Origin of the sequence: Caballeronia sp., from assembly GCF_049581465.1 — a bacterium.
In the GTDB taxonomy this organism is placed as follows: domain Bacteria; phylum Pseudomonadota; class Gammaproteobacteria; order Burkholderiales; family Burkholderiaceae; genus Caballeronia.
Window position 1 is genome coordinate 1 of the sequence record NZ_JBAUSA010000120.1, and the last position, 2,435, is coordinate 2,435.

The following is a 2,435-nucleotide window of genomic DNA, read 5'->3' on the forward strand; positions in this document are numbered from 1 at the left end:
CTCGGGATCCTGGTCGACACGAGATAGATAGTGCAACTGGGCGCTGCTCGAGTATTGAATCGAAGGCCTACCGGGGTAGGCGAAGAACCCGACCGGCGGCCTTGCGTTGACCACGATAATATGCTGGAAATGTTCCAACACCTTGATAGCCTGATCGGTGTTGTACGGCACGCGTTCAATCGGCAAGCGACCGCGGCCGCGCGCGACCCGGCCGTTCACATAGTCGTATTTTAAGGTCGCGCCCGTTGCGCTCGCAATTCGCCAAGCCAACGCCTGAGCCTTTGGAAGAAGGCTACGACCTCCAAGCAGAATCAACACGTTCTTATTCTGGCGCAGCACTCGCGCAGCGTTATCGACAGCGAACGGATCGATTGCCGGCGTGGCCGGTACTGGAAGGGCGGGGGCCGGCACGCCACCCGCGTCCCATGAGGTGTCCGAAGGAAGGATCAAGGTGGCAATCTGGCCCGGAGCGGTGCGGGCTGCTACAACTGCCGCGGCGGCGTCACGGCCGACATCTGCGGAGTGGGTACTGGTGCGGACCCATCTGGATACGGCGCCGGCCAGAGCGGCGGTATCTGCCGTGAGGGGTGCATCGTAAGGGCGATGATAAGTCGCTTGATCGCCCACGATATTCACGATACCGCTATTGGCTCGTCGCGCGTTGTGCAAGTTGGCCCAGCCATTTGCCAGGCCCGGCCCACAGTGCAATAGCGTACTGGCCGGCTTCTCGGCGATACGATAGTAGCCATCAGCCATACCGGTAACGATATTCTCCTGAAGACCAAGCACACAGCGCATCCCGGGAATCTGATCCAAGGCAGCGACGAAGTGCATTTCACTGGTTCCGGGGTTGGCAAAGCAGGTATCTACCCCTGACTCTAACAGTGTTGTTACGAGGCTTTCAGCGCCATTCATTTTGTACTTTCTCCGATTTCAAAAGCTTACTGGTCGAGTCGCATCAAGACACTCCACTCCGACACACTAAAGTTTGAGGTCGTAAGGGCTTGGCAAGCGAGCGACGCGAAATCCGGACACACTAGATGATCGAACTCTTGCGAAGCGCTTGAATTTGCTCATCTGTCAGGCCACCTAGAGTTGCGAGAACCTCATCGGTGTGTTGCCCGAGTGTTGGAGGTGGTTTGTCGTAGGTCACAGGTGAGTCGGACATGCGAATGGGGCTCGCAACGCTGGGTACCGTGCCCGATAGAGGGTGCGGGATATCCATTCGCATTTGTCGATGTTTGATCTGCGGATGTTCAAACGCTTGCGCGATGCTATTGATCGGGCCTGCCGGTACGCTTTTCAAATTAAGTTGCGATGTCCATTCCTCAACCGTACGCGTCAGCATAACTTCCTGGAGGATCGGAACGAGGATGTCACGGTGCGCAACGCGACCCGCGTTTGTAGCGAACCTGGGGTCGACCGCAAGATGCAGGCAGTCAGCGATCTCGCAGAATTTCGTGAACTGGCTATCGTTGCCAACGGCGATCACCATCTGCCCGTCTTTGGCGTCAAAAACCTGATAGGGAACGATGTTCGCGTGCGCGTTGCCTTGGCGCTTTGGCGTTGTTCCTGACACAAGATAATTGAGGTTCATGTTGGCCATGGTGGCGACCTGTACGTCGAGCAATGCCATGTCGATATATTGGCCCTTGCCGCTTTTCGTACGATGTGTGATGGCGGCGAGGATGGCGACCGTCGAATACATGCCAGTCATAATGTCAGCGAACGCCACGCCGACCTTTTGCGGTCCGCCACCGGGGCAATCATCGCGCTCGCCGGTAATGCTCATCAGCCCGCCCATCCCCTGGACGATAAAGTCGTAGCCGGCTAGGGCGGCTAACGGTCCCGTCTGCCCAAACCCAGTTATCGAGCAGTAGATAAGATTGGGGTTGATTTCTCGAAGGTCTTCGTATGACAGGCCGTATCGGGCCATGTCACCCACCTTGTAATTTTCAATAAATACATCGACCTGCGGCACAAGTTTCCGAATAATGGCCTGACCTTCGGCATGTGCAATATTCAGCGTTACCGACTTCTTTCCGCGATTGGCGGCAAGATAGTACGCGGCCTCGCCGGTGAGATTGCCTTCCAAGTCCTTAAGATAGGGCGGACCCCAACCCCGGGTATCGTCCCCCGTTTTTGGCCGTTCAATCTTGATCACTTCGGCGCCCAGATCTGCCAGCGTCTGGCTGGCCCACGGTCCGGCAAGCACTCGCGACAAGTCGAGCACACGTACACCGGATAGTGCTTTGGACATCGTCTTTCTCCTCGTAGATCCCGCGCGGCGTGCCATCACGCCTGGTCAATCGCAATCCCTTGTCCAACACCCATGCACATCGTGCAGAGAGCAAAGTGTCTGTCCGTTGCAATGCGGACGGTTCGTCAGACTCATTAATTTCACGGACCAGCCAGACAGGGGAGATGTAGCGGGT

The 2,435-nt window shown here is 56.8% G+C and carries 2 protein-coding genes; both read right to left on the reverse strand.

What is annotated here, in order from left to right; translation table 11 throughout:
• A partial coding sequence (locus WCA53_RS02940; protein WP_423905283.1) for an acetolactate synthase large subunit occupies window positions 1-915 on the reverse strand: 915 nt, incomplete at its 3' end.
• A 121-nt stretch (window positions 916-1,036) separates the two neighbouring features.
• Window positions 1,037-2,260: a CaiB/BaiF CoA transferase family protein gene (locus WCA53_RS02945; RefSeq protein ID WP_423905285.1), complete on the reverse strand. Its 1,224-nt coding sequence runs from the start codon at window positions 2,258-2,260 to the stop codon at window positions 1,037-1,039.
• Window positions 2,261-2,435: the final 175 nt, after the last annotated feature.